At 61.7% G+C, this 21,449-nt stretch carries 17 protein-coding genes and 1 pseudogene; 10 read left to right on the top strand and 8 right to left on the bottom strand.

What is annotated here, in order from left to right; translation table 11 throughout:
- The 5 genes from EV656_RS16005 to nusG form a co-directional block, all read left to right on the top strand.
- The coding region (locus EV656_RS16005) for an AAA family ATPase (RefSeq protein ID WP_132605731.1) at window positions 1-1,792 on the top strand (1,792 nt) is incomplete at its 5' end.
- 44 nt (window positions 1,793-1,836) lie between these two features.
- Window positions 1,837-2,364, top strand: a complete 528-nt coding sequence (locus tag EV656_RS16010) for a DUF6634 family protein (RefSeq protein ID WP_165919028.1) — start codon at window positions 1,837-1,839, stop codon at window positions 2,362-2,364.
- Window positions 2,365-2,847: 483 nt separating this feature from the next.
- Complete coding sequence (locus EV656_RS16015) at window positions 2,848-5,025, top strand: polysaccharide biosynthesis tyrosine autokinase (RefSeq protein WP_132605735.1); 2,178 nt, start codon at window positions 2,848-2,850, stop codon at window positions 5,023-5,025.
- 725 nt (window positions 5,026-5,750) lie between these two features.
- Complete coding sequence (locus EV656_RS16020) at window positions 5,751-6,857, top strand: MraY family glycosyltransferase (protein ID WP_132605737.1); 1,107 nt, start codon at window positions 5,751-5,753, stop codon at window positions 6,855-6,857.
- Between the two features lie 240 nt (window positions 6,858-7,097).
- Window positions 7,098-7,661, top strand: coding sequence for a transcription termination/antitermination protein NusG (gene nusG / locus EV656_RS16025; RefSeq protein WP_242469135.1), 564 nt, complete (start codon window positions 7,098-7,100; stop codon window positions 7,659-7,661).
- A 59-nt stretch (window positions 7,662-7,720) separates the two neighbouring features.
- Here nusG and EV656_RS16030 read toward each other — a convergent pair whose 3' ends face one another.
- Genes EV656_RS16030 through gmd form a run of 4 tightly spaced genes read right to left on the bottom strand, consistent with a single transcriptional unit; the run spans window position 7,721 to window position 12,682 of the window.
- A complete protein-coding gene (locus EV656_RS16030) occupies window positions 7,721-9,115 on the bottom strand; it encodes a phosphohexomutase domain-containing protein (protein WP_132605739.1) in 1,395 nt (464 codons plus the stop codon).
- Between the two features lie 23 nt (window positions 9,116-9,138).
- Window positions 9,139-10,560: a mannose-1-phosphate guanylyltransferase/mannose-6-phosphate isomerase gene (locus EV656_RS16035; protein WP_132605761.1), complete on the bottom strand. Its 1,422-nt coding sequence runs from the start codon at window positions 10,558-10,560 to the stop codon at window positions 9,139-9,141.
- A gap of 28 nt (window positions 10,561-10,588) precedes the next feature.
- The gene (gene fcl, locus EV656_RS16040) at window positions 10,589-11,557 is read right to left on the bottom strand and encodes a GDP-L-fucose synthase (RefSeq protein ID WP_132605741.1); all 969 of its coding nucleotides are present in this window, start codon (window positions 11,555-11,557) and stop codon (window positions 10,589-10,591) included.
- A gap of 3 nt (window positions 11,558-11,560) precedes the next feature.
- Window positions 11,561-12,682, bottom strand: coding sequence for a GDP-mannose 4,6-dehydratase (gene gmd / locus EV656_RS16045; RefSeq protein WP_132605743.1), 1,122 nt, complete (start codon window positions 12,680-12,682; stop codon window positions 11,561-11,563).
- Window positions 12,683-13,096: 414 nt separating this feature from the next.
- On the opposite strand from gmd, the gene EV656_RS16050 reads away from it, so the two are divergent.
- Window positions 13,097-14,293 (top strand): IS256 family transposase, encoded by a 1,197-nt coding sequence (locus EV656_RS16050; RefSeq protein WP_132605745.1) that lies wholly within the window; start codon window positions 13,097-13,099, stop codon window positions 14,291-14,293.
- 162 nt (window positions 14,294-14,455) lie between these two features.
- On the opposite strand, the gene EV656_RS16055 is transcribed toward EV656_RS16050, so the two are convergent.
- A complete protein-coding gene (locus tag EV656_RS16055) occupies window positions 14,456-14,695 on the bottom strand; it encodes a glycosyltransferase family protein (RefSeq protein WP_132605747.1) in 240 nt (79 codons plus the stop codon).
- 527 nt (window positions 14,696-15,222) lie between these two features.
- Window positions 15,223-16,206, bottom strand: a complete 984-nt coding sequence (gene galE / locus EV656_RS16060) for a UDP-glucose 4-epimerase GalE (RefSeq protein WP_132605749.1) — start codon at window positions 16,204-16,206, stop codon at window positions 15,223-15,225.
- An 835-nt stretch (window positions 16,207-17,041) separates the two neighbouring features.
- Between galE and EV656_RS16065 the strand changes: the two genes are divergently transcribed.
- Both EV656_RS16065 and EV656_RS16070 read left to right on the top strand, forming a co-directional pair.
- Window positions 17,042-17,287 carry a type II toxin-antitoxin system CcdA family antitoxin gene (locus EV656_RS16065; RefSeq protein WP_132605751.1) on the top strand — a complete coding sequence of 82 codons (246 nt, stop codon included), beginning with the start codon at window positions 17,042-17,044 and terminating at the stop codon, window positions 17,285-17,287.
- A gap of 11 nt (window positions 17,288-17,298) precedes the next feature.
- A complete protein-coding gene (locus EV656_RS16070; RefSeq protein ID WP_132605753.1) occupies window positions 17,299-17,598 on the top strand; it encodes a CcdB family protein in 300 nt (99 codons plus the stop codon).
- An 835-nt stretch (window positions 17,599-18,433) separates the two neighbouring features.
- Here EV656_RS16070 and EV656_RS16845 read toward each other — a convergent pair.
- A complete protein-coding gene (locus EV656_RS16845) occupies window positions 18,434-18,745 on the bottom strand; it encodes a hypothetical protein (RefSeq protein ID WP_242469138.1) in 312 nt (103 codons plus the stop codon).
- Between EV656_RS16845 and EV656_RS16080 the strand changes: the two genes are divergently transcribed.
- Both EV656_RS16080 and EV656_RS16085 read left to right on the top strand, forming a co-directional pair.
- On the top strand, window positions 18,744-19,229 hold the full coding sequence (locus tag EV656_RS16080) for a hypothetical protein (RefSeq protein ID WP_132605755.1): 486 nt from the start codon (window positions 18,744-18,746) through the stop codon (window positions 19,227-19,229). The two genes, EV656_RS16845 and EV656_RS16080, sit on opposite strands and share 2 nt — an antisense overlap.
- Window positions 19,230-19,241: 12 nt before the next feature.
- Window positions 19,242-20,150, top strand: coding sequence for a tyrosine-type recombinase/integrase (locus EV656_RS16085; protein ID WP_132605757.1), 909 nt, complete (start codon window positions 19,242-19,244; stop codon window positions 20,148-20,150).
- Window positions 20,151-20,399: 249 nt separating this feature from the next.
- Here the strand turns inward: EV656_RS16085 and EV656_RS16090 are convergent.
- Window positions 20,400-21,449 (bottom strand): annotated as a pseudogene (locus EV656_RS16090) (phosphohexomutase domain-containing protein); the annotation flags it as partial.

Raw genomic sequence — 21,449 nt, forward strand, 5'->3', positions numbered from 1 at the left:
CGTGGGAGCGCCCGGAACGCTGGTCCTGCTCATCGTCCCCACCGACCTGCTGGAGCTTGCGCGCACCGCCTGCGACGCGCTGCAGGCCGGGGGCCATGCCGGCACCAGGATCGTCGGGCTGCGCCGCCCCGGCGACCTCCGCTCCGAGATCGCGCGCAGCCGCGCTGCCTTCCGGGAAAGCACCACCACCGCCCTGCGCGCAGGCCACGCCGTGCTGGCCATCGCCCCGGATGCAAGCGCCCTGGGCAAGGAGCTGCGCCCCCTGCTGACGGCCACGCGGGTCCTGCCGCCCCTGGACCGGGAGATGCTGGCCGCCCTGCTGCCCCTGACCCATCGCGGGGCCAGAATCCCGGAAACACTGCCCGCCCCCGACCTCCTGCGGCACCTCACGCCCCTGCATCTCGACATCGCCTTCGCCGCCCCGACCCCGGAGGCGGTGCTGGACCGGCTGGGCCGGATTGCCGCCACCGGGGCGACCGCGGCGTCCCGGACGACCCTGGCCGATGTGAAGGGCCTGCCCGCCCTGGTGGCCGAGCTGGAGGGGCTTGTCCGGGACGTGGCTGCCTGGCGCGCCGGGGCGCTGGACTGGGGCCGGGTCCCGTCCAGTATCCTGCTCTACGGCCCCCCGGGCACCGGCAAGACCATGGCCGCCGCCGCCCTGGCCGGGTCCCTCGAGGTGCCGCTGGTCGCCACCAGCTTCTCCGAGTGCCAGAAGGAGGGGCATATGGGCGACATGCTGGCCGCGCTGAACGGCCATGTCGAGGCCGCCATCGCCGCGGCGCCCGCGGTCTTCTTCCTTGATGAGATGGACAGCTTCCACAGCCGCGGCGGACGCGATCGCAACGAGCGCTACATGGCCTCCGTGGTCAACGGCTTGCTGGAACAGCTCTCCCGGCTCGACGCGGCCGCGGGCGTCATCGTCATCGGCGCCACCAACCATCCCGACCGGATCGACCCGGCGGTGGTCCGCTCGGGCCGGTTCGACCGCAAGATCCCCATCGGGTTGCCGGACAAGGACGGTATCGCCGCGATCCTCATCGCGCATCTGCCTGACCTGCCCCCCGAGCAGCTCGCCGCCGAGGCCCGCGACCTGGTCGGGCTGACCGGCGCCGATCTCGTGGCCCTGGCCCGCCACGCCGCGGCAATGGCCCGCGGCGCGGAGCGGGCGGTCCGCCTGGCCGACCTGCGCGCCGCCGCGGCCCGGCTGCGCCCGCCGACCCCGAAGGGCGCTCTGCGCCGCATCGCCCTGCACGAGGCCGGGCACCTGCTGGTGACCCATCTGCTGGACCTGCCGGCCGCGCGCTCGGTGCAGGTCTCGCCCCGGGGCGGCGCCGTGCTTGCGCCCGAGCCGATCTTCCATACCCGCGCCAGCGCCGAGGACATGCTGGTCCTCCACCTCGCCGGCCGCGCGGCCGAGCAGCTGGTGCTGGGCACCCCCTCCAGCGGCGCCGGGGAGGGGCCGGACAGCGACCTGGCCCAGGCCACGCAGCTGGCCGCCCGGATCGAGCTGCAATGGGGCATGGGCCGCATGGGGTCCGCCTGGCAGCCCCTGCCGCGCGATCTGGAGGCCCTCGCCCCTGCCCTGCGCGCCCGCCTGAACCGTCATCTCCGCGCAGCCGAGGCCCGGGCCACCGCCCTGCTGGACGCCCACCTCGCCGACCTCCTGCGCATCGCCGAGGTGCTGGAACAGGAACGGGAAGTCGCCGGCGCGGCGCTCACGGCCTTGTTGCCGGGGCGGGACCGGACCGGCCCCACGCCGTCGATCCAGGATGAAAGCCCGGGCGCCCCTTGAGAGGGCCTCAACACCCATGAACCACAGCCTTCCGGAGACACAACATGCCGATGCCCATGTCCTTCAATCCCCGCGCCCCGCTGCTTGAAGCCATCGCCGAGCTGCGCGCCACGCAGGACCCTCTGGCCCTCCTGCAGGCAAGAACGCCGCCCCTGGCCACCCTGGCTCTCCTGCTGCCGGACTATCGGGATAGGCAACTCACGCCCGGACGGGAGAGCGATCACGTGAGCGGCGACCACCTTCTGGAGGCGTTCCTCGATTACATGGAACGCCTGAGCACGGAACCGCCAGGTGACGAGGATCTGCGCGATGCGCCCCTTCTCGAGAACTGGTGCGCCGGGCTGATGGACCCTTTCCCCCGGCTGTTCGGCCAGGTCACGGGGCACCCGCGCCTGCGCTTGAACGCCCGGATCTTCACCTCCCCCTATTGCCAGCTTCGCCCGGAGAAGGGCTGGGCACGCACCTGGAGCCGGTTCTACCGGCTTGGGCAATACGACCGTGGCGTCCTCGATGGGCTGAAACGGGACGGCGTCATCGCTTCCCACTCCAGGATCATCGAACCCTGGCTCTAGCCTCCGCGCCTCAAGGTTGCGGTCGCGGGGGGCGACTTCAGTGCCCGTCAAGCATGATTGTGGACTCAACTGGCGCAAGGTCGAGACCGGTTAATGTCGATCTGGTCAGTTCGAAGGTCAAGATGGAGGCTTAGCCCAACTGTCCAACTGTCCAACAACGGTTGAGGGCTTGAAGAAACTGGGAGTGCGCCGTTCCCCTTGGAAGCTACTCCGCTCCTTGCGCCTGCCCCGAACCGGATCGGTTGGCAACCTTCCTCAAGCAAAATATTTTCTCATGTTGACAGGAACGCCCATTCCGAAGTCTACGAAGGCTGACTAGGCTGATGGCAGAGGATTTCACCCCAAACAAGCGATCAAGTCTTTGAAGAGCGTAGATAAGCAAACTCGCGACGCTCCCCCCGAAGACCAGTGCGTAGGAACGGGCTGCCCACGAAACAAGGAATCACTCGGCGGTCCCCCGAGAGCGGAAAAGTGACGAGAATAATGCAACAGAGTTCAGGTAGCCAAAGCCAAGCTACGCCCGACGACACGATCGACTTAGGTCATCTTGCGCGCATGCTTTGGGGCGGGCGCTTGTGGATTGCGACCTGTATCTGCGGAGCAGCCTTGATTGGCGCCATCAATGCCTTCAATACTCCACCTACTTATCAAGCAGACGCCCTGATACAGCTGGAGGAGCGATCGGGCTCGCTGGCCTTACCGGAAGGCCTCGACGGCCTTGTCGAGACCAATCCGCGCACTGAAACGGAAACTCAGATCCTTCGCTCGCGTATGGTTCTCGGACAAGCTGCGGCTGCCGCCAACCTTGATTGGGTTGTCGCTCCCGCCCGCGCGCCGGTCCTCGGCTCCTTGCTTGCACGATACAATGTGCCGCTCCCGGACATTGATTTCCTGCGCCCTTATCAGCGACCGGGAGAAACTCTCCGGCTCGACCTCCTTCGCGTCCCCCCTAACTGGGTTGGCAAACCCATTAGTGTGATAGTTGTCCAGCCTGGCATGTTTCAGATTTTCACACCGGATGGAGCAACCACTACGGCGCATGTCGACGAAACCCTCAGCCTGCCGGAAAAGGGGTTCTCTTTGCAGATTGGAGCTTTGGAAGCGCCCGCAGGAAGGGTCTATACCCTTACCCAACGCAGCGAGGGCTCGGCGATCAGCGGCCTCAAGGGACGGCTATCGGTTTCTGAAGAGGGGCGTCAGTCCGGAATTCTCAGGCTTGTCTTCAAATCGGGCGATCCAAGACGTGCGGAGAGGATTCTGGCCGCGATAACAGATGCCTACATACGCCAAAACATCGCTCGGTCAGCCGCCGAAGCTGAAAAGAGCCTCGCATTCATCGAAGCGCAACTGCCAGAGGCAGAAGCCGAGATGCGAGCCGCAGAGGCTGCCCTGAACCACTATCGTCAATCGCAGGATTCTGTCGACCTCACATTCGAAACAGAAAACCTGCTGACACAAATCTCCTCTGTCGAAGCGGAATTGACCACCCTCGAGGGAGAGGAGGAAGAACTCCTTGAAAGATACACAGTCGACCACCCGGCCTACCGTAAGCTTGTCGCCGAAAAGGAACGCCTTAATGAAAGGTTCAAAGCCCTTCAAGGCCAGGTGGAGGCGCTGCCTGACACACAACAGGGTGTCCTAAACTTGTCCCGCGATCTGAAACTGAAGCAAGAGATCTACACTAAGCTTCTGGAACGTGCACAGGAAGTGCGTGTCTTGAAAGCATCTACCGTTGGAAATGTCCGCGTGCTGGATCGCGCACAAGCATCAACTGTTCCCATTGCTCCGAGCAAGGGCAGGATCATCATGCTCTCGATTATTCTCGGGGGTATGCTTGGATCCGGTATCGTCCTCATTCGCAACTGGTTGCGCCGCGGGATAGAAGGGGGCGAGGAACTTGAGGCGTTGGGGATGCCCGTGTTCGCGTCCATCACCTACGCTTCAGCAATGGACGAAATAACGGCACGCGGCGACAGCCTGCCCATATTGGCCGTGGATGAGCCCAATTCACTTACCGTGGAGGCGTTGAAATCGCTTCGCACCTCCCTCCATTTCGGCATGCTCGACGCTCAGAGCCGCAGCTTGGCAATCACCTCAGCGGCGCCTTCGGCAGGTAAAACGTTCACATCGGTGAACCTCGCGACTCTCATGGCGCAGGCAGGGCAAAAGGTATGCCTTGTTGACGCAGATCTACGACGCGGCAAACTCCATAAATATTTTGGCAATGAAAAGACCCAGCCCGGGCTAGCCGAATATCTGGCCGGTGCAGTTCAACTCAGGGATATCATTAGCGAAACTGAAATCAAGGGTCTTTTTTTCTTGTCGACAGGACGCCGCCCTCCCAATCCGTCCGAGCTTCTGATGCAGAAGCGTTTTTCAGATCTCGTCACGCAGCTTGATGGAGAATTTGACTTCACTCTCATTGATAGCCCGCCAGCTCTGGCCGTGACGGATCCCGTCATAATCGCCCGCCAGGTCGGGGCGACCGTCGCAATCATACGTTATGACGAAACAACTGTTCCAGAAGTTGCTGCCTTGCAAGACACCTTCGACAAGGCCGGAGTGAAGCTGGCAGGCGGTGTTCTGAATGCCTTAGACCCTCGCGAAGCCCGCAAACGTTACGGCTACAACTACAACTATCGTTACGAATATCGAGGTTAGCCGGGAAGCGCCCCTATTGTGATGCGAGGGCGATCCCAGGCGCGGCATACCCCCCCATCTGACACCCCACACCTCGAGCAATGCTCTCCTATTGCATCCTGTGTTTTTTTTCTTTATGAGAATCTAGGGTGGCGTTGGCTGTGTGGCATTCCGTGTTGGTATGATGCTAGACGCGCCATGGCGTCTATTTAGAGCTGCCGTACTCATGTGAGCCCCATCGAGTGCGAGGTTTCTGCATTGTATTCGCCCATCTTGACTAGGGCACGAGATTGCAAACTTCCGGCGCCGCCCACCTTTGTAAAGAGTGTTGTGGTCGGCAGGGGAGAAACCTGAACATGCAAGTAACAGTACTCAATTGTGGAGGAGTAAAGCCGAAAGCCAAAGGCAAATGAAGCCCCAGAATCAGGATAGTCGCTGGCGTTATGACGATGAAGAAGCGCTAGAATGGGACACAGAGTGCAGGGACTCCACTGGACTCGCGAAAGTTGCTTTAGGCTATGCTATCTGGCTCCCAGTGCTTGTGCTTTTCCGAATCTTGAACACTCTGAGCGCTCTTCGGAGGCTGTGGTAAGCGAGAGATGGTACCGAACACTTTCTTGGCATTGGGGATTGCTTGAAGGCAACATGTCGCCTTTGCTGGGCCCTTGAAAATATTTTCACTTTGACAAAAGCCTCCCGTGTAGGTTTTGCTAAACACAGTTTTTTTGCAGTCTGAGGGTTGGTCAATGGGCACGAACAGTATTTCATGGGCTCTGATCCTGCCCTTTGCCCTGACATCCGGTTTCATCTGGTTCCTACTCAGAAATCACCGGCTCCTGAATAGGTGGACACTCCGTCGGCAAGACCTGAATGCCGTGCAAGCCGCGCATGCCACTCCCACGCCACGAATTGGCGGTGTCGCCGTGGTTGTGTCGATTTGCATATGTTTCATTTTAGGATCGTTAGAAGGTTTCAGAACCGACGCCTTGCTCGCATTCATTCTCAGCTTTTTTCCGGTTTTCGCCGCCGGCCTGTCCGAAGACCTCGGCTATCACGTCAGCCCCAGAGGACGTCTAATGGCTGCAGCATGTTCCTCGCTGATGGTAATTGTGACACTAGGCATTTGGATTCCGTCCAGCGGCTTGGCAGGGATCGACTTCCTGCTCGGATTTTCCATCATCGCTATTCCTTTCACGATTCTCTGGACCACGGGTCTGTGCCATGCCTTCAATTTGATCGACGGGGTTAATGGCCTGATGGCTGGTGTTTCCACCCTTATCGCCCTGGCACTCGCAGTGATGGCCCAGCAGGCTGGCGACCAAACTGTTATGACGGCTGCTCTGATCGTGATGGCGGCAATATCCGGGTTTCTTGTCTTCAACTTCCCGATGGGCCGGATCTTCATGGGGGACGCCGGTGCGTACACCATCGGTCACATCCTTGCCTGGCTGGGCATTTCCCTTGCAGTTCGAAACGACGACATTGCCGGGATTTCTGTAGCCTTGCTCTTCTTCTGGCCTGTCGCCGATACGCTGCTTGCAATGTTCCGCCGCTGGTCTGCAGGCAAGCGCCACGATCAACCGGATCGCCTGCATGTACACCAACTCGTCATGCGTGGCTTGGAAATCACATATCTTGGACGAGCACGCCGACACGTGGCCAATCCGCTTACGACCGTAGTTCTATTGCCGTTCGCTGGGTTACCGATTTTGACTGGTATGCTGCTTGCGAACCACCCTTTGCTCTCGATGGCGATGCTCTTCCTGTACGGGATTGCGTTCTTCATGGCTTATCGCTGGGGGATAGAGTTCGTGCGTGAAAGTCGAAAGACTTTCCAGCTTCAGAAAGCTTGAACAAGCCGTTGCATGTTCCACTCCCCGCAGAGACAGAAGCAGCTTGCGGCGCTCCCAGCTCAAGCAATCGCGAGCCAAAATTTATCGCATTGAAACTTTTTCAGTCAATACGTAGACACTTCTTCGACTGAGGAAGCAACAGGTTTTCCCACAATACCGGAGGCAACGTGATCACGAAGTAAACACGGCGCGCATCAACCCGTGTGACGCGGAGTCCGCCGCGCACAGGCAAGACAGAAGATGAAGGTAAAACGTTTTTCCGAGGAAACGATGACGGATTACAGCAGAACCCTCTGCTCTACTGATCATGCGCCATGGTACCTTGTACAGCTTCGGCCTAACTGCGTGAAAAAAGCAATTTCGAACCTGGAGCGGCAGGGGTTCGCCGCGTTCTGCCCGCAACAACGCGTGACCCGTCGCGCGAGAAGTGGTTTCAAGGAAACAATTCAACCTCTCTTTCCCGGATACCTGTTTACTCAGGTCGCCCACGAGTCCGGAGCATGGAGATCGATAAACGGGACATATGGCGTCTCCCGCCTCGTCACATTCGGCCTTGATTATCCCAGACCGCTGAACCCCGGCTTCATTGCGCAGTTGAAGCAACGCTGCGACGAGGCAGGGATTCTGCAACCGCCTCGGGAAATCTCTGCTGGCGACCGCATCAGGGTTACCTCGGGTCCATTCGCGGACTTCATTTCAACAGTCGAAAAGATCGATTCCCAGAAGCGGGTTTGGATTCTTCTTGATCTTCTCGGACAATCCACGCGGATCGGCCTAGACCCGAAAGATGTAACGCATTGTTGATTGCTCAATCGCTGATCAGCAAACAGGCGCGTGGTTCTCCTCCACTACTGGATCGCCTGTCAAACTGATGCGCAAGCTGTTCTTTCGATCAGATCAGTCAGGTAGGAAACCCTATCGTGCAAGAGCTCGCGATCCCCTCGCGTCTCAACATTGAGACGCAAGAGAGGCTCCGTGTTCGATGCCCTCAAGTTCATGCGCCAGTTGTCGAACGTCAAGCTGGCACCATCCAGGGAGTCGATGGTCAGAGCTTCTGGGCCCAACCGGGTTACGACCGCCTCTACCGCTGCTTGGGGATCAGGCACGGCAAAATTGATTTCCCCCGATGATGGATAAGCTTGGCGCATATGTGACACCGCGTTGCTTAAGGATCGGTCGATCCGCGAAAGAAACTCAACAAGCTTCAGCCAGGGGATCATGCCACTGTCGCAATACGCGAAATCCCGAAAGTAATGGTGGGCTGACATTTCCCCGCCGTAGACGGCATTCACTTCGCGCATCTTGGCCTTCATGAAAGCGTGCCCGGTTCGGGACATAACCGCCGTCCCCCCCAGCTCATCGACAGCAGCACGTGTATTCCAGACCACGCGGGGATCGTAAACGATCGTCTCCCCTACCCTGTCCAAGAGGAAACTCTCGGCTAGCAATGCAACAATATACTCACCATCAACGAAGTTTCCCTCATCGTCGAACAGAAAACAACGATCGAAATCGCCATCCCAAGCGACGCCAATGTCCGCCCCCTCTGCTTTCACAGGCTCGGCCGTCATGGAGTGGTTTTCTCGCAGAATTGGATTGGGAACGCCATTCGGAAATCGCCCATCGGCTTCGTGATTCACGCGGATGAATGATAGTGGCGCCCCTCGCCGATGCAGTTCGCCGGCGATCGCGTCGAAGGCCGGCCCCGCCGTGCCATTGCCTGCATTCACCACAATCCTCAGCGGCTTCAGGCAATCGGGATCAATGAAATCGCACACATGCGCCGCATATGCGGCACGCACGTCAGTTGTAGCGTAGCGCCCCTTTGGCTGCACCTCAGGAAGTTCACCCTGTTCGGCGAAGTGACGAATTTCGGCTAATTCCGCGATCGGATCCAGTGGTCGGCTGGATGGGCCGACCATTTTCATGCCGTTGTATTCCTTCGGGTTGTGCGATGCAGTCACCTCCAAACCGCCTGCCGCTCCGAGATGCGCCGTTGCGAAATACACCTCTTCTGTCCCCGCAAGCCCGATATCGAGGACATCCGCCCCCTGATCCAGTAGCCCCTCGATCAACGCCTCCGCCAAAGCCGGGCTGCTTTCCCGACAATCCCGACCGACAACGATACGAACATCGCCCTCGACCTTCTCTGACATGACATATGCGAAAGCGGTACCGATCCGTCGCGCGATTGCGTCATCCAGATTTTCGCCGACGCGTCCCCGGATATCGTACGCCTTGAAGCAGGTCAGCTGCATGACAACCTATCCATTACCATATTTCAGCGCCGCGCATAAACGTCTTCGTAACGGACGATATCGTCTTCACCGAGGTAACTCCCGGTCTGAACCTCGATCAGGACCATCGGCAGTTTTCCGGGATTCTCCATGCGGTGAACAGCACCTAGAGGAACGTAGACAGACTCGTTTTCCGTCACCAGCTTGACCTCGTCACCTATCGTGATCCTTGCTGTCCCCTGGACAACGATCCAATGTTCCGAACGATGATGATGGGACTGCAGCGAAAGCGCAGCACCGGGCTTGACGACGATGCGCTTTACTTGGAAGCGAGGACCCGTCGCGAGGCTCTCGAACCAGCCCCAAGGGCGGTGGTCGCTTGGGAATTCCGTAGCCTGCTTCGCGCCACTGGCTTTCAGGGTCGCAACCACCTCTTTCACGCGCTGCGCCTCAGATTTATGCGCAACAAGAACCGCATCGCCCATAGCAACGGCAATTGTGTCCGACAACCCGATCCCGACGATTTCCTGCCCTTCGGTTTCGGACCGCAAGAGGGTGTCCCGGCATTCGATCGCAGTGGCACGTTCGGAACATACATTGCCTTCTAGATCTGGTCCGGCTTCCAACCAGACCGCATCCCAACCGCCAAGATCGGACCAATGCCCGTGATAGGGCATGACGGAAAGGTTCTCAGCTTTTTCCATGATTGCATAATCGACCGAGATATCAGGAAGCTCTGACCAGGGATCAGGCGCTAGCCGCGTAAAGCCAAGATCGCATTCCGCCTGGTCAAGCGCTGCGGTAACACCGGCAAGGATCTCTGGCGCATGCGCCTCGCAGGCGCGACGCAGCGTCCGAACCGTAAACAGGAAGATACCGGCATTCCAAAGGAAACGTCCGGCCGCCAGCATATCGCTCGCTCGGCCAGCCCCTGGCTTTTCTATGAAACCGGCAAGCGGCTGCGGACAGAGTGCCGCGAGGTCGGCGCCTTTCGCAAGTTCGAGATACCCATAGCCTGTTTCCGGCCGGGTGGGCGCAATACCGAAGGTTACGAAATCCCCCTTGAGGGCCTGTTCTGCAGCTGCGGCAACGGCGGCTCGAAACGCGTCCGAATCCGGAATAACGTGGTCGGAAGGCGCCACGAGCATCAATGCATCCGGATCGGTCTTCTCAAGGTGGAGGGCCGCGGCCAAAATGGCCGGTGCAGTGTTGCGCCCCTCTGGCTCGATCAGAACGGCTTGGGGGGCCTTTTCGATCCCTGCAAGCTGTTCCGTCACAATGAAACGAAACGGATCACCCGTGACCACCAAGGGAGTTTCGAACCCTATGCCCGACAACCTGCGAGCGGAGGCCTGGAACAGACTTTCGTCGCCCAGTAATTTTGCAAACTGCTTGGGATAGCTCTTGCGTGACAATGGCCACAGGCGCGTTCCCGAGCCGCCGCAAAGAAGAACCGGATGAATCAGCATTCGAAATCCTATCGTTGCAAAACCTCTAGCCGCGCAGTTCGGCGACATTCTCCAAGAACCACCGATATGTGGTCGTGACACCCTCATTGAGCGCAATCTTCGACCGCCAGCCCATAGCCGCCAGCCTGTCCACGTTCATCAGCTTGCGCGGTGTGCCATCTGGCTTGCTGGGGTCGAGGTAAATCTTGCCACCAAAGCCCGTCACCGCCGCCACCATTTCCGCCAGCTCCAGGATCGAGATGTCCTGCCCGGTGCCCACGTTGATATGGCTCAGCATCGGTTGGGTGTTGGCCGCGTAAATGTCATGGGGCAGGTCCAGCACGAACAGGCTGGCCTCGGCCATGTCGTCGACATGCAGGAATTCGCGCCGGGGCGTGCCGGTGCCCCAGATCGTCACCTCTGACGCACCGGCCTGTGCCGCCTCGTGAAAGCGGCGGATCAGGGCGGGCAGAACATGGCTGTTTTCCGGGTGGAAATTGTCGCCCGGCCCATACAGGTTCGTGGGCATGACCGACCGGTAATCCACCCCGTGTTGCCGGTTGTAGCTTTCGCACAGCTTGATCCCGGCGATCTTGGCAATCGCGTAGGGTTCGTTCGTGGGCTCCAGCACCCCGGTCAGCAGCGCATCCTCGGCCATCGGCTGGGCCGCGGCCCGCGGGTAGATGCAGGAAGACCCCAGAAACAACAGCCGTTCCACCCCGGCGGCATGGGCCTGGTGGATGACGTTCGCCTGAATCATCAGGTTGTCGTAAATGAAATCGGCCGGATAGGTGTTGTTGGCGTGGATGCCGCCCACACGCGCGGCGGCCAGGATCACCACGTCCGGCCGCTCGGCCTGCATGAAGGCGCGCACGGCGGCCTGATCGGTCAGATCCAGTTCCGCATGGGTACGGGTCAGCAGATCCAGCGCCGCGCCATGGGCCTGTCGGGCCTGCAACTGGCGCAGGATCGCGCTGCCCACCATGCCGCGATGGCCGGCGACGTAGTATTTCATGGCTCAGCCCTCCAGGCTGACGGGGAAATCCATGCCGTGTTCACGCAGCAACGCATGGCGGCGGGCGGTTTGCAGGTCTTCGGCAACCATCTCGGCGCACATCTCGCGGGCGGTAATCTCGGGCTGCCATCCCAGTTTTTCGCGGGCCTTCGTGGGATCGCCCAGCAGGGTTTCCACCTCGGCGGGGCGGAAATAGCGCGGATCGATCCGCAGCACGATATCGCCCTGTTTCAGCGCAGGCGCCCGGTCGCCGGTCACGGTTTCGACGATGCCGACCTCGTCGGTGCCTTCGCCCTGAAACCGCAGGGTGATGCCCAGATCCTCGGCCGTCCAGCGGATGAAGTCGCGCACCGAATACTGCTTGCCGGTGGCGATCACGTAATCCTCTGGCGCGTCCTGCTGTAGCATCATCCACTGCATGCGAACGTAATCCTTGGCATGCCCCCAGTCGCGCAGCGCGTCGATATTGCCCATGTACAGGCAATCCTCCAGCCCCTGGGCGATGTTGGACAGGCCGCGGGTGATCTTGCGGGTGACGAAGGTTTCGCCGCGGCGCGGGCTTTCGTGATTGAAGAGGATCCCGTTGCAGGCATACATCCCGTAGGCCTCGCGATAGTTCACGGTGATCCAGTAGGCATAAAGCTTGGCCACCGCATAGGGGCTGCGCGGGTGGAACGGCGTGGTTTCGCGCTGCGGCACCTCTTGCACCAGTCCGTACAACTCGGATGTGGAGGCCTGATAGAACCGCGTGCTCTTTTCCAGCCCCAGAAAGCGGATCGCCTCCAGCAGGCGCAGGGTGCCGATGGCGTCCACGTCGGCGGTGTATTCGGGCGATTCAAAGCTGACGGCGACATGGGACTGCGCACCCAGATTGTAGACCTCGTCCGGCCGAACCTCGCGCAGGATGCGGGTCAGGTTGGAACTGTCTGTCAGATCGCCGTAATGCAGCTTTAGCCTTTGGTGATTGCTGTGCGGATCCTGGTACACATGGTCGATCCGCTGGGTGTTGAACAGCGACGCCCGGCGCTTGATCCCATGCACCTCATAGCCCTTTTCCAGCAAAAGCTCTGCCAGGTAGCTGCCATCCTGCCCGGTGATGCCCGTGATCAGTGCCTTCTTGGTCATGTCGTGGTATGTCCTTTGATTGTCAGTCCGATCTTTAAGAGATTCTTGACCCCAAGGGGGCGCAAGCAGCGCACACCATGCCAATGAATGGTGCGATAACCCTTCCGGTTCTTGCGAATGATCCGGCCGGTCGAGCGGTTGCTCTCACCACCCACACGCATCCAGGCCCGCACTTCGGAGAGATAGACAAGCCAGTTTCGCTCCTTACGAGAAACCGCAGTATTTCCGAGGAATCGGCCAAGATGCTGACTTCTTTGCCACAGACAGGCAGTGTCCCGAGTGGTGGTGTAGGAGGCCGCGCGCGGAGCCTTTGGCGTAGCGTGAGCCACGCGGCCGTGGGTGACGCTGGCGGTCACCGCCGATCTTCGGAAAAGGTTCGGGTTGCAACACCTGGAACCGAGAACGGAGATGACGATGACCGACGACAGAATGGCTCTGATCGAGCTGGTTGAGAAGGAGGCTGACGGCGATCTCGTGCGCGAGATGCTGGCCTTTGCGGCCGGGCGCATCATGGAGGCCGAGGTGGAGGCCCGGACGGGTGCGGCCAAGGGCGCGCGATCGCCGATGCGTGAGGTTCAGCGCAATGGCTACCGGGACCGCGACTGGGACACGCGAACGGGGCGGATCGCGTTGGAGATCCCGAAGCTGCGCAAAGGCAGCTACTTCCCGAGCTTCCTTGAGCCACGCCGCACCGCCGAGAAGGCCCTCGTGGCGGTGATCCAGGAGGCCTACGTCCACGGCGTTTCGACCCGTTCGGTCGACGATCTGGTGAAGGCCATGGGCGCGGGCGGCATGTCCAAGAGCCAGGTCAGCCGGCTCTGCGCCGAGATCGACGAGCGCGTGAACGCCTTCCTGACCCGACCACTGGAAGGGGCATGGCCCTACCTCTGGCTTGACGCGACCTACCTGAAAGTCCGCGAGGGTGGTCGGATCGTCAGCCGTGCCGTGATAATCGCCGTGGCGGTGAACGAGGACGGCAAGCGCGAGGTTCTGGGGGTCGCCACCGGTCCCTCGGAAGCCGAGACGTTCTGGACCGAGTTCCTGCGCAGCCTCGCCGACCGCGGCCTGCGTGGCGTGAAGCTGGTGATTGCCGACGACCACAAGGGCCTGCGGGCGGCCGCACGCCGGGTCTTCAACGCGACCCATCAGAGGTGCCGCATTCACTGGATGAGGAACGCGCTCGCCCACGCCCCGGCGAAGCAGCGCACCGCCGTGGCAGCGATGCTGAAGACGATCTTCGCGCAGGAGACCAAGGCCGAGGCCGAAGCTCAGTGGGAGGTCGTGGCCGATGCACTCCGCGAGAAGCAGCCCAAGCTCGGCGCCCTGATGGACAGCTCGCGCGACGACGTCCTGGCCTACATGTCGTTCCCCCGCGAGCACTGGACCCAGATCGCCTCGACCAACCCGCTCGAAAGGGTGAACCGCGAGGTGAAGCGGCGCGCCGATGTCATCGGCATCTTCCCCAACGACGAGGCCATCATCCGCCTCGTCGGCGCACTGATGCTTGAGACCAACGACGAATGGGCGGTCGCACGGCGCTATATGTCGCTTGAAACGCTCGCCCGCGTCACCGACAATCCCAATGTCAGGCTGCCCGCCGTGGCCACCTGATCAAGCTCGAACCTCTCCGAGGGTCGGCGTTCCTACACCACGACCTGGGACACTATCCACAGACATCCTGCGTTCGAACACCTCGCGGCGCAGGCAGAGCGTCGGATGTGGCGGCATCCAGCCCCTTTGAAGCCTGTCGGGAAGGTAAGTCCTAGAGTTCCACTAACGTATCTCGCGGGCCGGATCGAGCGCGCTCAAATTGACCAGATCGCCATAAACCGCATCGATATCGCCGGCGGCAACGCAGTCTGCAACGTGGACCAGCAAAGTCGTCGGGCCGAACATGTCGTCGGAATGGAGCCGCACCACCAAATCGCCAGTCGCCCGGGCGAGGCAACGGTTGATGCTGCCGTTGCACGCTGTTTCGACACGCATAGCGGGCAAGGCCAAAATCTCGCTCACTTCCCGGATCCCGTCGGCCGAACCGCCCTCCTGAACAAAGTACTCGACATCAGGAACGCAATGCTGCCGGATCCTGTGTATGGCATCGGCAATTGACGGGTGAGGCAGAGCCCCGCAATGACCCAAGTCGGGCCGAGTGTCAGGCCCAAACTGAACCTCTCCCGCCACCTCTCAGTAGCTCGGAAGAGTTGTTCTCACTCATTTTGAGAGGCCTGTCTTGCGGTCAATTCGGAGGCCGGGCGTACCGCCTCTGGTCCTATGCATTCGGTGTTGATGACTTCGGGCGGTGCGATCAGGATCGTGCGATTGCCTGATTGTAATGGAACTGCGCCCGCTTGGCGCATGCGGCAAACCTTCGTCCGAACCAAGCCTTGGACCGCCTCTCAGGGCTTTCGGCGGCGCGGCCCACTGCCGCGATCATGCGTGCCGCTGGCCAGCCCCCCCTCCCTCTCCACGCTCGCGTTCTGAGACCGGGGGAGTTCCCCTGCCGGGATCGGCAGACCGTTCCAGGGCCGGCCTTTTTATAATCAAGAGCGATAGGGGCCGCGTTGGTGCCATCTCCAGGCATCGGCGATCATGGTCTCCAGATCTGAGCGTTCGGGCCGCCAGCCCAGGTCGCGTTCGGCCCGGACGCTGCCCGACACCAGGCGCATCGCGTCGCCGCCCCGGCGCGGGCCTTCGACATGGGGCACCTCGCGGCCCGTCACCGCGCGGCAGGCGTCGATCACCTGGCGGACCGAGTATCCCGTGCCCGAGCCCAGGTTGAACACCCGGCTTTCGCGCCCCTCTTGCAGCCATTTCACCCCCTGAACATGGGCGGTGACCAGATCCATCACATGGACATAATCGCGGATGCAGGTGCCATCGGGCGTGTCGTAATCGGTGCCAAAGACCGTCAGCGCCGGGCGCTGGCCGTCCAGCGCCTGCAGCATCACCGGGATCAGGTGGGTTTCGGGGCGGTGGCATTCACCCACCTGCGCATCCGGGTCGGCGCCGGCCACGTTGAAATAGCGGAAGATCACCGATTTCAGGCCGTGGCTGGCCTGAAAATCACGCAGCATGTCCTCGATCGTGCGCTTTGAGGCGCCATAGGCGTTCAGGGGGGCCTGGGCGCTGTTCTCGTCCAGGGTCACGCCGTCCTGATCTCCATAGACCGCGCAGGTCGAGGAAAAGACCATGTTCAGGCAGCCGGCGGCGACCGCGGCCTCGACCAGGGTCAGCGAGCCGCAGACGTTGTTGCGCCAGTATTTGCCGGGGTCGGTCATCGCCTCGCCAACCTGGCTGAAGGCGGCGAAATGCATCACGGCCACGGGGGCGTATTGCGCGAACACCGCGTCCAGCCGGGCGCGATCCATCAGGTCGCCCTGTTCGAAGGGGCCGAATTGCGCGGCCGCTTGCCAGCCGGTGGACAGGTTGTCGTAGGTGACGGGGGTGTATCCTGCTGCCGCCAGCACCTTGCAGGCGTGCGAGCCGATATAGCCCGCACCGCCCGTCACCAGAACATGTTTCATGATTGTCGAACTCCGAACTGGTTACGCATGTCGGGAGAGGGTTTCACTAGCGCAAACGGTCTTCGGCCTGTTTTCGAACCTGGGATGCAGAGGCGCAGGCTCTGCCGCCCTGGGCCCGGCGCTTTCGATCATTATGGGGATTATCGGCCTCAAGCGGGGCGCGCGCCCCGGTCTGCGCGGGAAGGATCACGGGGATCGGGCGGTCGAGAGACTGCGTTATCGGGCCTTTCCGCTCGCCCCCGCCGCGCTGACGCATTCCGCGTGGTGAGATACCTAAACGCGGCTCTTGTCGTCGATCGGGCGGCAGGGCCCTGTTTTGGCGATGTAGTGCAGGCAGGCGGGCACAGTCGGAGTGCGCGTCTCCCGAATATTGTTCTCGCAACGAGCACCGCATTCCGGGATGTGCCTGGAATGCTTTGCCCGCAGCATGGTCTCGATCGGCGTCGAGGGCGCCCGCCCTTCGGCCCTGCTTTCGGTTGGTGCGGGCCGATCGAAGCCGGGGACCGCATCCGGGGCGCCACCCCCTCCATCCCTGCCAGGACCTGCTCCCTTTGCGTCACTATCTTCCTAATCGCGCCCCGAAGACCGGGAATGGCAGTCTGCCTGGGCATCGTCATCCCTCGGGTGCCCATGTCCCACGCCGCAGAATGCTTGATCGCGGCGCCCGGCCCCTTGCAGTAAATGTTGAAGCGTGAGCGAGGGGTCCCGACCGCCCTCTTTCTCACGCAGTTTCTTGCACGTCTCCTACTGGAGACGTGGTGCAAACATGCTTGCACGTCAGGGTGTGTAGCATTACGTGTATCAATGAGACGTTCGAAAAAAGGAGAAGAACGCCATGCCCTCACCGCTGAACATTCGTGACATTGGCGAGGCGCGAAAGGCCGCCCTCGAAGCGGAGGCAAAGGCGACAGGCGTCTCCATCTCTGAGATTGTCCGGAACTGGATCGACGCCGGGCTCTCGCGCTCTCGAGCCGAGCGCGAGCGCGCCGAGTGGATCGCCGCTGCAAAAGCAGGCCTCGCCGATGAAGCCCGGCATCTCGAACGGAACGGGCCCACCCTGGCGCGGTTCAGAAAAATTTAGGCGACATCACCATGATCCAGGGGCGGATCCATCGCCTGCGAAGCGGGAACGACCTCGTTTGCCGCATTCAGACCGATCTCGGCATCGAAACGCCGTATATTCTCTGTGCGCCGGTCCTCCCTCGCTCCGAATGGGGGGCGCTGACGCCAAAGCTCCATATCGCCTTTCAACTGGATGGCAGGTCATACGTCATGCTCATGTCGCAGATGATCGCCCTGCCCGCCGCTGAAATCGGCCCGGCCATTGGAGATGCATCGGCTTGGCGCGACGACATCGTGGCCGCCGTGGACCTTCTGGTATCGGGATTCTAACAGAGTCGTAACCCACCAATATTCTGGTAGGCCGGTCACGGGCCTACCGGGGCTCGCCCGCCCTCATGCGGGTCCAAACCGGGTCACCGCCTGCGTCCCCTGGTGAACGTCAAGGTGTGACGTTCCGACCTGTCCCGGCGCGAAGGGCGGAACGGACTGCTGATCGGGCCTATCGAGATCTCGCGCTGATCGCCTTGCGACCGATGGGGCCAAGTGCGCCGCGAGCGTCACGGGCGCTTTCGCATGGGCCGCGAAAGGACAGGATCGCCACTCGGCGCGCGTCAGGATACGGCGGCGACCAGGGGCCCGGCCGGGGCTTTCGACCGCGGGAACCCGAGAGGCCTGAAGGCTCGAGATTGTCATTCATAGTCATCATTTGGCCTCACCTCCCTTATTGAACGACATTCATCGCCCAAATCGGCGAGGCCCCATGCCTCCGCGGTCATCCCAATCTCCGCCACCCGCAGAGGGGGCCGCGCGCGCAACCCGCACCCTGTTTTCCGGACACGTTATGATCGGAAAAACGGATTATGATGCACACGAAAGCGACAATGATCGTCGCGCGACAAGATATTCGAGCGATGACGAAGGGGTGAAGCGGCACGGCATTAGGTCGAGGCCTGCGCCACCTGTCCCTCTGGAAACGGCTGCGCTGCCCTCTCGGGCGTGAACCTACCGCCCGGCCTGACAGGAAAGCAGGGATCGACCGACCGCGGATCCTGGTCGCGCTGGGACGGACCCTCATCGCGAGCGGCCGTCCAGCCCCTGATAGCCGAAGGTCCGTGATCGGCAGGGGAATGGCTCGGGCAGCCAAGGTCGTCCCTCGCCGCCCCCCTCAGTTGTCCCTGTCAGGAAGGAACCTCTCAGGGGCATGCTCGTCCATCCAGGCCACAAGAATCCGCCGGATCATTTCCGGGCGGGTTGGTGGATCATCCTGCGCGCGTCGCACCGAATCAAGAGCCTGTAGCAAGTCTTCAGGCAGTCGAACGAGCACGGGCTCCGAGGTTCCCGATCGCGATTTTTTTCTACTCACCATGCCATCCAGTATTGATTTCGCAATATCAAGATACCAGATTGGTCGAGCCGAAGCAAGGATTGCGGCCTTGCTCCGGCTCTTGCCAAAGCGATCTAAAAGGGAGATCACCATGACCAATGCCACCTCTATCACCTCGGCCTGTGGTGATGAAGGGCTGACCATCCCCACGCCTGTCCAGTCCGCTTTTCTCCGCCTGCTGCATGCGCTTGATCGCTGCATTGCAGCCGAACGTCAACTTCTCGAAACTGACGCTGGTGACTTCGATAGTGCCCGTGCGGCCTGCGAAATGGCCGGTGAGACGCTCAGCATGCATTTCGGCGAACTACTGGCGATGCCTGAGAGCGGCCCTTCCGACAAATCGCTGCGCCGGTTGGCGTTCGTGATGAATAGCCTCCTGTCTATCGAGAACAATGCAGACCGGGCTTATTTCGCGGCGGCCTTGCTCGACCATGCCCCGCTTTTTGATCCTGAGGAATTCTCGCCGACCGGCCCGATGCTGCGTGGTCTCCATCTGGCTTGTTTGACGCAGACCGCGCTCCTGGTGGACCTTCGGGATCCGGCCTACGAGGTTGGCTACCCCGCGTTGACGGCCTGAGAGGACAGACCGATGCGGCCGCTTAAAACCGATGCGCCTGACTGGCGCTCCGAATTCCAGCGCCTCGAGGGTGCCTATGCGCCCTCCACCATGCGCAGCTATCGTGCGGATATCGAGGCGTACGAGACCTGGTGCGTCGAACAGGGTCTTCTGCCCTTCCCGGCAGAGGTGGATACCATTTGCGACTTCCTCGAAGACCAGGGACAAAGCATGGCCCCCTCGACGGTGCGCCGGCGCCTCTCTGCGATCCGCAAGGTGCATCGCCTTCTGCGCCTGCCCGACCCCACCCGTGACGAAGAGATCAACCTCTCCCTCCGCCGCGTGCGGCGGCGCAAAACCGTCCGTCCGAAACAGGCCAAGGGCCTCACCCGCACCTATCTCGACCGCTTTCTCGAAATCCAGCCCGACACGCCCCGCGGTCTTCGCAACCGGGCCATGTTGTCCCTTGGCTACGAACTCCTCACCCGCCGCTCCGAACTGGTGGCGCTGAGAACCGAAGATCTCGAGGAACGCGCCGATGGCACGTTCCGTGTCCTCATCCGGCGGAGCAAGGCGGATCCCTTCGGCGAGGGCCGCATCGCCTTTACATCGCATCTGACCGCGGATCTTCTCCGGGCGTGGCTCAATCTGCGGGGTCCCGACATTCCGTGGCTGTTCTGCCCTGTCTACCAGGGCAAGCCGGTCAACCGCGATCTCAGCACGACGACCGTCAAGCGCCTTGTCAAGCAGGCGGCGAAACAAGCCGGACTGGACCCGGAGGAGATCGACGGGTTCAGCGGTCACTCGATGCGGGTTGGCGCGGCGCAAGATCTGCTCCAGCGCGGTTTCGACACGGCGGCCATCATGCGTGCTGGCGGGTGGAAATCGGTCAACGTGCTGGCGCGGTATCTCGAGCAGGCCGAGCATAACGTGTGGGCATAAGAGCACCGCAGTTTTGCAGCATTTCCGTTCAAGGTGAGCGGTTTCGGCAGCCCGCAGGGCGAGTGATGCCAGTACTCGTTACCGTCTCGGGCTATCGGATCTTTTCTGACCCGCCTGCCCTGAGTCACGCCAAGCAAGGGCTGAGGAAGCGTAACGAGTGTTTTAGGCGAAGTCCTTCAGCCCGAATGCGCGAACCTTTTGCCTTGTGCATCCGGAGTTGCGGAAAGCCGGCAGCACCCAATACCGCGCTCATATTTGCGCAAACGCCCCCGCCCCTTCCATCGTGTCTGTAATGGATTCGACAACCTCGACCAGCAGCGCGTCGTCCTCGCATTCGGCCATCACGCGGATTACCGGCTCTGTCCCGGATTTGCGGATCAACAGGCGCCCCTGCCCGGTCAGACGGGCCTCGGCGGCGGCAATTGCCTGCTGGACCGGCCCGGTTTCCAAGGGGGTGCTGCCAGGCCCGTAGCGCACGTTCTTCAGCAGTTGCGGCACCCGTTCGAACCGCCGCGCCAGGGCCGAAGCCGATTGCCCGGTTTCGACCATGGCGGCCAGGAATTGCAGCCCGGCCAGCATCCCGTCGCCAGTCGTGGCATAATCGGTCATCACGATATGGCCGGACTGTTCGCCGCCCAGGTTCCACCCGCCCGCGCGCATCGCCTCGACCACATAACGATCGCCCACGCCGGTTCGTTCCAGCCGCAGGCCCTGCGCCTGCAGGTGCCGTTCCAGCCCCAGGTTGGACATCACCGTCGCCACCAGCGTCCCGTCGCGCAACCGCCCCTCGGCGGCCCAGCGTTCGGCGAACAGCGCCATGATCTGGTCACCGTCGGCCATGGTGCCGGTTTCGTCGATCAGGATCGCGCGGTCCGCATCACCATCCAGCGTGATCGCCACATCGGCGCCATGGGCGCGCACGGCCTCGGCGGCGGCCTGCGGCCGGGTCGATCCGCACCCATCGTTGATGTTGTCCCCGTTGGGGCTGACCCCCAGCGGGATCACCTCGGCCCCCAGTTCCCACAAAACCTCGGGGGCGACGCGGTAGGCCGCGCCATTGGCGCAATCCAGCACCACCTTCAGCCCGTCCAGCCGACGCCCGGCCGGAAAGGTCGTCTTGGCGTATTCGCCGTACCGCCACAGCCCGTCGTCGATCCGACGCGCCCGGCCGATATTGCCAGGCTACGACAGCCGGATCTCGCCCTCCAGGATCGCCTCGATCTCGGCCTCGGCCTCGTCGCTCAGCTTGAACCCCTCGGGGCCGAAAAACTTGATCCCGTTGTCGTGATGCGGGTTATG

This window comes from Rhodovulum adriaticum (assembly GCF_004345735.1).
Classification (GTDB): Bacteria; Pseudomonadota; Alphaproteobacteria; order Rhodobacterales; family Rhodobacteraceae; genus Rhodovulum; species Rhodovulum adriaticum.

Bases quoted from the DNA above. Each gene is read 5' to 3' on its own strand.
- fcl (WP_132605741.1), bottom strand. From the start codon at position 11,557: ATGAAATACTACGTCGCCGGCCATCGCGGCATGGTGGGCAGCGCGATC.
- EV656_RS16085 (WP_132605757.1), top strand. From the start codon at position 19,242: ATGCGGCCGCTTAAAACCGATGCGCCTGACTGGCGCTCCGAATTCCAG.
- EV656_RS16030 (WP_132605739.1), bottom strand. From the start codon at position 9,115: ATGCAGCTGACCTGCTTCAAGGCGTACGATATCCGGGGACGCGTCGGC.
- EV656_RS16050 (WP_132605745.1), top strand. From the start codon at position 13,097: ATGACCGACGACAGAATGGCTCTGATCGAGCTGGTTGAGAAGGAGGCT.
- EV656_RS16020 (WP_132605737.1), top strand. From the start codon at position 5,751: ATGGGCACGAACAGTATTTCATGGGCTCTGATCCTGCCCTTTGCCCTG.
- gmd (WP_132605743.1), bottom strand. From the start codon at position 12,682: ATGACCAAGAAGGCACTGATCACGGGCATCACCGGGCAGGATGGCAGC.
- EV656_RS16845 (WP_242469138.1), bottom strand. From the start codon at position 18,745: ATGGTGATCTCCCTTTTAGATCGCTTTGGCAAGAGCCGGAGCAAGGCC.
- nusG (WP_242469135.1), top strand. From the start codon at position 7,098: ATGAAGGTAAAACGTTTTTCCGAGGAAACGATGACGGATTACAGCAGA.
- EV656_RS16065 (WP_132605751.1), top strand. From the start codon at position 17,042: ATGCCCTCACCGCTGAACATTCGTGACATTGGCGAGGCGCGAAAGGCC.
- EV656_RS16010 (WP_165919028.1), top strand. From the start codon at position 1,837: ATGCCGATGCCCATGTCCTTCAATCCCCGCGCCCCGCTGCTTGAAGCC.
- EV656_RS16080 (WP_132605755.1), top strand. From the start codon at position 18,744: ATGACCAATGCCACCTCTATCACCTCGGCCTGTGGTGATGAAGGGCTG.
- galE (WP_132605749.1), bottom strand. From the start codon at position 16,206: ATGAAACATGTTCTGGTGACGGGCGGTGCGGGCTATATCGGCTCGCAC.
- EV656_RS16015 (WP_132605735.1), top strand. From the start codon at position 2,848: ATGCAACAGAGTTCAGGTAGCCAAAGCCAAGCTACGCCCGACGACACG.
- EV656_RS16070 (WP_132605753.1), top strand. From the start codon at position 17,299: ATGATCCAGGGGCGGATCCATCGCCTGCGAAGCGGGAACGACCTCGTT.